The sequence below is a fragment of the Lachnoclostridium sp. genome (assembly GCF_031997925.1).
In the GTDB taxonomy this organism is placed as follows: domain Bacteria; phylum Bacillota; class Clostridia; order Lachnospirales; family Lachnospiraceae; genus Lachnoclostridium.
Genome location: NZ_DAMADT010000005.1, coordinates 185,913 through 193,475, shown reverse-complemented (window position 1 = coordinate 193,475; position 7,563 = coordinate 185,913). Strand labels below are relative to the sequence as shown.

6 protein-coding genes are annotated in these 7,563 nt (G+C 35.6%); all 6 read left to right on the top strand.

The genetic code is table 11. The features are described from left to right. A partial coding sequence (locus RTP52_RS05935) for an ABC transporter substrate-binding protein (RefSeq protein ID WP_312369842.1) occupies window positions 1–1,241 on the top strand: 1,241 nt, incomplete at its 5' end. Window positions 1,242–1,477: 236 nt separating this feature from the next. Further along, entirely contained in the window at window positions 1,478–2,443 is a 966-nt protein-coding gene (locus tag RTP52_RS05930; RefSeq protein ID WP_312104300.1) for an ABC transporter permease, read from the top strand. After that, a complete protein-coding gene (locus RTP52_RS05925; RefSeq protein WP_312369840.1) occupies window positions 2,444–3,997 on the top strand; it encodes an ABC transporter permease in 1,554 nt (517 codons plus the stop codon). After that, window positions 3,994–6,114 carry an oligopeptide/dipeptide ABC transporter ATP-binding protein gene (locus RTP52_RS20240; protein ID WP_331660998.1) on the top strand — a complete coding sequence of 707 codons (2,121 nt, stop codon included), beginning with the start codon at window positions 3,994–3,996 and terminating at the stop codon, window positions 6,112–6,114. The genes RTP52_RS05925 and RTP52_RS20240 overlap by 4 nt, the downstream gene beginning before the upstream one ends. After that, window positions 6,107–7,165, top strand: a complete 1,059-nt coding sequence (locus RTP52_RS05910) for an ABC transporter ATP-binding protein (protein ID WP_312369837.1) — start codon at window positions 6,107–6,109, stop codon at window positions 7,163–7,165. Before RTP52_RS20240 ends, RTP52_RS05910 begins: the two co-directional genes overlap by 8 nt. A 15-nt stretch (window positions 7,166–7,180) precedes the next feature. Beyond that, window positions 7,181–7,563 (top strand): DUF3899 domain-containing protein (locus tag RTP52_RS05905; protein WP_312369835.1); only part of this gene is annotated, 383 nt, incomplete at its 3' end.

Genomic DNA, 7,563 nt, shown 5'->3' with positions numbered 1-7,563 from the left:
CAACTGCAGTAAAATACGATATTGTTGCAGATCATAATACAGCACTCCAATTGTTTAACAGTGGTGCTCTCGATACTGTTGCGTTGCTTTCTGATGATATGACTACGTATAGAATGTCTGATTATTTAATGAAGACAGATAGAACATATACTTTTAGATGGATTTTCTCAACTGATATTAAAAAATTAAAGGGACTTGAGGCTGCTGCTGCCGATGGATCTAATAAGAGAGTTCTTTCTTATGATGATTTTCGTAAAGCTCTATCCTTATCCATGGAGAGAACAAAATTTGTAACAGAAGCTACAGCAGGTTATAAACCAGCGTATTTCTTATTCAACTATTTGTACTATACAGATATAGAGAATAATACAGAATCTCAGTACAGAAATACAGAAGAAGCAAAAGAAGCTGTTCTTAGACTTTATGGTATAACTTACGGTGCTGGAACACCATATGCGACAGTAGACGATGCCTTTGCTGCAGTGACAGGATATGATTTAGAAGCAGCCAAAGAATTATTCCAATCTGTTTACGAAAAAGCAAAAGCAGATGGCAATTATACTGATGGGCAGGAAATAAAAATTAATTGTATGGCATCCGCTGCATCCTCACTTACTGCACAGGATATTGCACAGCAAGATCTTATGAATGAATTTGTAAAAGCAGCTACGGTTGGTACGGGATTTGAAGATAAGATTACCTTTACTTTCAAGAGTGGTTCATCAACAAGATATGAAGATGTTGCAAATGGCCTTATTGAAATGATTCGTGGAGCATGGGGTGGTGCTGCATTCTATCCTTTCTCTACAGTTAGAGTATACACCGAGCCGGATTACATGGGTGGGCTATCAAAGATTCACGAGTCCAGCGGATGGAATCCATCGGTTGAAAAACTTGATATTGTTTATGATTTTAATGGTGATGGAACAGCGGAAACAAAGACAGATACCTTCCAGGAGTGGGCAAAATCAATTAACGGTTCTGGGGAATACGCTAAGAATCCGGAGGCAGCATTAGCAATCCTTTCCTACCTTGAGACAGGAGTTCTTTCTGCATACCAATGTATCCCTTGGGCTACAGAAGCAGAGGTGGAATTGTATTCCAAGCAAATTGAATATGCAACATATGATTACAATATTATGTATGAATATGGTGGTGTACGTCTGATAACCTACAATTATAGTGATGCAGAGTGGGATGAGTACATAAAATCCCAAGGTGGTACCTTAAGCTACGAGTAATTTAGATTTTGTAATTTAACCTCATCAGGGAAGTCCCCCGCTTCTGTAAGCGGGGGTAAGGACTTGCCTGTTTTAAAATGCCATGTAGTGGCAATGAGGTAGAGCTGGTAGCATAAGCGGATTGCGAATATCCGCTTTGACCTAATAAACCGGCTATTGGTGGGAATACCCTGATAGCCGGTTTTAACTGATGTATCATATGGGGTATATCTAGTATAAAGCTGAAGGTGTAAACTATGACGATGTTAAAGTATGTATTGAAAAGAATAGTTCTTTTGTTGGTTGTTTTTCTAGCAATTATGACAATCTGCTTTTCGATGATTAAACTTTTAGAACCGGAATTACCTATGATGGGGTCGCAAGCAGAAGTTGAATTAGCACGAAGAGAAGCACTGGGGTATAACAAGCCTATTATTGTACAATACGGAATATATCTTAAAAATATTGTTACCAAATGGGATTGGGGTACATCATGGAAGATAGACTATATGAAAAGTGTGGGAAGTGTAATTTCCTCAAGACTTGTTCCAACAGTATTATTAAATATTTATTCCATTTTATTTTCTATTCCAATTGGAATTATATTAGGAATTTTCGCTGCTTTAAAAAAGAATAAATGGCAGGATCATATGATTTCAACAACAGTTATGGTATTTATTTCTGTTCCAAGTTATGTATTTGCCTTTGTGTTACAGTATTTTATAGGATATAAGACAGGATGGTTTCCTGTAGTCTTGTCTTCACTCCATGATGCGGGTGGAAGTTGGTTTACCTGGAAAATGTTCCATTCTATGGTATTGCCTGTTTTAGCATTATCATTTGGTACAATCGCAAGCTTAGCGCGTTTTACAAGAGCTGAGTTAACAGAGTCCTTGACTAGTGAATATATGTTATTAGCCAGAACCAAAGGACTTACAAAGAGCCAAGCGACAGTAAGGCATGCACTTAAAAATGCGATGGTACCAATATTACCTACTATCATCAGCCTTTTTGTTGGCATTATTTCCGGTGCAATGGTTATTGAAAATATCTTTGCAATTAATGGTATCGGTCAATTAACTTTGAAATCAATTAAATTGCTTGATTACGATGTATTCGTAGCATGTAGTATGTTTTATACAATTGTAGGTCTTGGAGGACAGATTATTGTTGATTTAAGTTATGGCTTCCTTGACCCAAGAATTAGAATGGGGGCAAAATAAGTGAAAAAACAGTTTGATATGGACAATATACCATCTGAAAAATTTGAATTTGCCCAAATAGAAGACGTCATCCATGACGAGAAATTAAAAACGAAGCCAATAGGATATTTTAAAGATGCATGGCTTCGGTTTAAGAAGAACAGAGCATCTCTAGTAGCAACTTTTATTATTATATGTGTTATTTTATATGCCTTAATAGTTCCTTTTATTGCAAATTATAAATTGGGTGATAAGGAAGGAATCTATACCAAAGCGAGACCCAAGATTGAGTCACTTTCTTTTCTAAAATTATTTGATGGTGGATTCAATCAAAAGCTCAATGATAAATACCTCATTTATTATGCAGGAATCGGCATGGCTGCGAATGACTATGAAGGAAAGGGAGTTACTTGGGAATCCGGTATGGATTCTGAATACAATCCTATCATTGCATTTGGCGATGTATTTACGGAGCAGGGCAAGCAATACCGTAATATTAGAACAGATTCTTATTTGAAGGCTGGATTCCAATTCCTGTCTGTTACAAAGAAAGAACTAGACAGTCTCTTAGCATGGGAGAAGGAGACTGGAATAAAAGTAATATATCCAATGATTGATATTAGTAGTAAGTGGATGGATTCTTATAATGCTACAGACGCTAACTTCTGGTATCGTCACAAGTCCAGCGGTTCCCCTGTAAATGAGAAGGGAAAAGCGATGGAGCTTAATGATGTCATGGCAAATGGCCTAGTGGATAATTATTTAAGAGATGAAAACGGAAATGTCATGTATTCTATACAAAAGGATAAAAGTATGTTACAGATTCGTGTTCTCTATTATAATTATTATATTTATATCAATGGACACGAACCTAACCACTATTTAGGTACAGATGGACAGGGATTTGATCTCTTTGTTAGATTGGCTTATGGATTAAGAACCTCCATATTACTTGCATTGTTTGTATCTATTATAAACTTGTTGATTGGTACTATATATGGTGCAATAGAAGGCTACTATGGCGGTTGGGTTGATTTAACCTTAGAGAGAATTTCTGATATTCTTATAGGAATTCCTTTCATTGTATTTGCCACTTTAATTCAGTTGCATTATGTTAGTACAGGTAAAATGTCAGTATTTGCCGGTTTATTAATTGCATTCTGTATGACAGGGTGGATTAGTATTGCATATCGTGTCAGAACCCAGTTTTATCGTTTTAAAAATCAGGAATATGTTTTGGCAGCAAGGACTTTGGGAGCAAAAGACTGGAGACTCATGTTTAAACATATCTTCCCAAATGCCATTGGAACCATTATTACGCAGACGGTTCTTGTAATCCCAAGTACGATTTTTACGGAATCGTTATTATCCTATTTAGGTATTGCTAATTTTCAGGGAAAGAAAATGACTTCTTTAGGAACATTACTTTCAAATGGACAGCAGTACTTAAGTACTGACCCTCATATTATTATGTTACCGGCACTCGCAATCTCGTTATTGATGATTTCATTTAACTTGTTTGGTAATGGTTTACGCGATGCTTTTAACCCTTCACTAAGAGGAGCGGATGAATGATGGAAAGAATACTTGATATAAAAAATCTAAGAATTTCATTTCGTACGAACAACGGAAGGGTGAAAGCAGTAAGGAATATCTCTTTTGAACTAAATAAAGGAGAGACGATTGCTATTGTTGGGGAATCCGGTTCTGGAAAATCGGTAACTGCAAGAGCACTTATGGGAATTTTAGCTCCAAATGCCATCGTTGAAGGCGGTGAAATTCTATATGACGGAATGGATTTGATGAAGATCACAGAAGAAGAGTTTCATCAGTTACGAGGAAACCGTATTTCTATGATTTTTCAGGATCCATTGTCAAGTTTAAATCCAATTGTAAAAATTGGTAAGCAACTCACAGAGGCTATGATTTTAAATGGTAGATCAAGTCAAAGAGATGCGAAAAAAATATTTAATAAAACTACTGCGTTACTAGAGCAGACATTTGCTGTTACATATGAGGGTGATTCTTCTAAAATTGAATCCGGGAAAAAAAATATTTCTATATTAAAAAAATTCATCGAAATTAGCAATAAGCATCAGTTTGAATATAACCAAGCACGTGAAAAACTGGACTCTTGTATTTCAGAAATTAAGGGAATTCAAATTGATATTATTGGGAAAAAATCGGATGTACAAAGAAAATGTGACGAGTTAAGTGTGATAGCTCTAAAAGTACTGAATCCATTTATCATTGATAAAAGTAATACTTCTTATCAAGAGCTCGTAGGGCAATTGAAATCTGCTGCACGTGTGTATTCTATTGATAAAGACAATAAGGGTCTAGTTGATACCTTGAATTCTCTATTATCAGTGTTAGAGTCAGCAAGTAAAAAAGCAGAGCCTAATTTCTTTACGTTAGGATATTACTTAACTTATGAGAATCAACCAAAGTCTTTAGAAGAATTAAGCGGGGACATTCCATCCATGAATAGTATGACAAGAAAATATATTGATGAGAATTATATGCTTGCCTTCTTAAAGGACATTGCTGCTGCATTAAAATATTCGGAAGAAAGAGCAATTAGTAAAAGACAGAATGTTTTAGATAAAGCAGAAGAAATGATTCAGTATTTAAATGCTGGTAATATATCAACGAAAGAACTAAAATTAAAGTCAAAAGAATTAATAAAGATAGTAGAAGACTCCATTGACAGTCTTGATATTAATAAAGATAGTACTGCTTATACATTTAAGTGGGCAATGGCTTCTGCTGTGAATAACTACATAACTGCAATCAAGCTAAAAAACAAAAAAGTAAGAAGCAGGGTGGAAAAGATAGCCTATGCGAATACAGACTATGATTTAATAGTCTCAAATCTAATAATCCCAGTGACGCGGATAGAAGAGAATTATAAGTTAAAGTCTAAAGATGAGCAAAACTTAAAGAACTATGATGACAAAGCGGTTGCATTAGTAGATTTCCTGAAAGAGCAAAGTGCTAAAATGGTATATTGTGTAACAAAGGCTATGGCAAAAACTAGGGCGATTCAACTAATGGAAGAGGTAGGTATACCGGAAGCAAGAAAAAGATATAATCAGTATCCATTCGAATTCTCAGGTGGTATGAGACAACGAATTGTAATTGCTATTGCGCTTTCTGCAAATCCAGATATTTTAATCTGTGATGAGCCGACCACCGCCCTTGATGTTACTATACAGTCCCAGATATTAGAACTTATCAATGGTTTAAAGGAAAAAAGAAAACTATCCGTAATTTTTATTACTCATGATCTTGGTGTAGTTGCGAATATGGCAGATAAGATAGCAGTTATGTATGCAGGAAAAATAGTGGAGTATGGTGATGTTGAAGAAATTTTTTACGATCCTAGACATCCATATACCTGGGCATTACTGTCTTCTATGCCGGATATCTATACTGAGGAAAAACTTGAGGCGATTCCCGGCACTCCTCCAAACATGATAATTCCTCCAGTAGGAGATGCTTTTGCAGCAAGAAATAAGTTCGCTTTAAAGATTGATTTTGAACAACACCCGCCTATGTTTCAGATAACGGATACCCATTATGCAGCAACATGGCTGTTACACCCCGATGCTCCTAAGGTGGAACCTCCGAAAATAGTAACAGAACGTATTGCTAGAATGAAGAACTTGGAGGCGAAAGACGATGAGTAATAATTACAAAGACTCCGAGGTTTTATTAGAAGTTTCTCACTTAAAACAATACTTCCGTGGTGGAAGAGCAGATGTGAAAGCAGTGGATGACGTCAGCTTTCAGATTCATAAAGGTGAAGTACTGGGTATAGTTGGAGAATCCGGATGTGGTAAGACAACAACGGGACGTTCTATCATAAAACTTTATGATATTACTGGCGGTAAAGTATCCTATGATGGTCAATGTATCAGTGTTGGAATACAGGATTTGATCAATCAACTTAAAAAAGCACGTAAAGATGGGAATAAAGAAGCTATTTCACGTTTAAAGTCAGAAATATCAGAAGGAAAAAGGATAAACAAAAAGTATACTTCAAGGAACATAAATAAGATTCAAATGATATTTCAAGATCCGGTTGCTTCCTTAAACCCTCGTATGACAGTTAGAGAAATAATTGCAGAAGGTCTTATTATACGCAAAATAAAAGATAAAGACTTTATTAATAAGCGGGTGTATGAAGTTCTCGATTTGGTAGGTCTAGTTCCAGAACATGCAGATCGATATCCTCATGAGTTTTCAGGTGGGCAGCGTCAGAGAATCGGTATTGCAAGAGCAATCGTGCTCTTACCGGAATTAATTATTGCAGACGAACCAATTAGCGCCCTTGATGTCTCAATTCAGGCTCAAGTAATTAACTTACTAAATGGTCTGCGTAAAAAGATGGGATTAACGATTATGTTTGTTGCCCATGATCTATCGGTTGTTAAATACTTTTCAGATCGAATTGCTGTTATGTATTATGGAAAGATTGTAGAACTAGCTGATTCTGATGAATTGTTTAAAAATCCATGCCATCCTTATACAAGATCCTTATTGTCTGCAATTCCATTACCGGATCCGCATTATGAGAAGCAAAGGAAGAGAATTATTTATACTCCAGTATTAGATCATGATTATTCTGTGGAATCCCCATCTCTAAGAGAGATAATACCTGGTCACTTTGTTTATTGTAATACAGCAGAAATGGAAAAATATCAAAAAGAAATTACAGAGAAAACTATAATGCAATAAATAGGAGACGAAAGATTGGAAAACGGTAAAAAGTATGCAAAGGTTTCAATTGTTGCGGTCTTAATTGCGATATTTGTAGGTATTAAGAAGACAATCTGGGGATATGATTCTATTCGAGATTTGTTTTCAATTTTAAGCGATGTTTTTCTCATTCCTGGAATGATTATCCTAGGATATGCTATTCTTGTATATGCTACTGGGGAAGGCTTTTTCGATGGATTCGGATATTCCTATCAATCATTGAAAAGAAATTTTTCGAAAAACCCGACTGAAAAAGAAGATTACTATGAATACAAACTCAGAATGTCAAAAAAGCAACGCAGTTATAAACATTTATTTTATGTTGGTGGTATCCTTGTATTAATTTCTGTTCTTTTTTTAGTCATTTATACACTTTT

Bases quoted from the DNA above. Each gene is read 5' to 3' on its own strand.
- RTP52_RS05910 (WP_312369837.1), top strand. From the start codon at position 6,107: ATGAGTAATAATTACAAAGACTCCGAGGTTTTATTAGAAGTTTCTCAC.
- RTP52_RS20240 (WP_331660998.1), top strand. From the start codon at position 3,994: ATGATGGAAAGAATACTTGATATAAAAAATCTAAGAATTTCATTTCGT.
- RTP52_RS05930 (WP_312104300.1), top strand. From the start codon at position 1,478: ATGACGATGTTAAAGTATGTATTGAAAAGAATAGTTCTTTTGTTGGTT.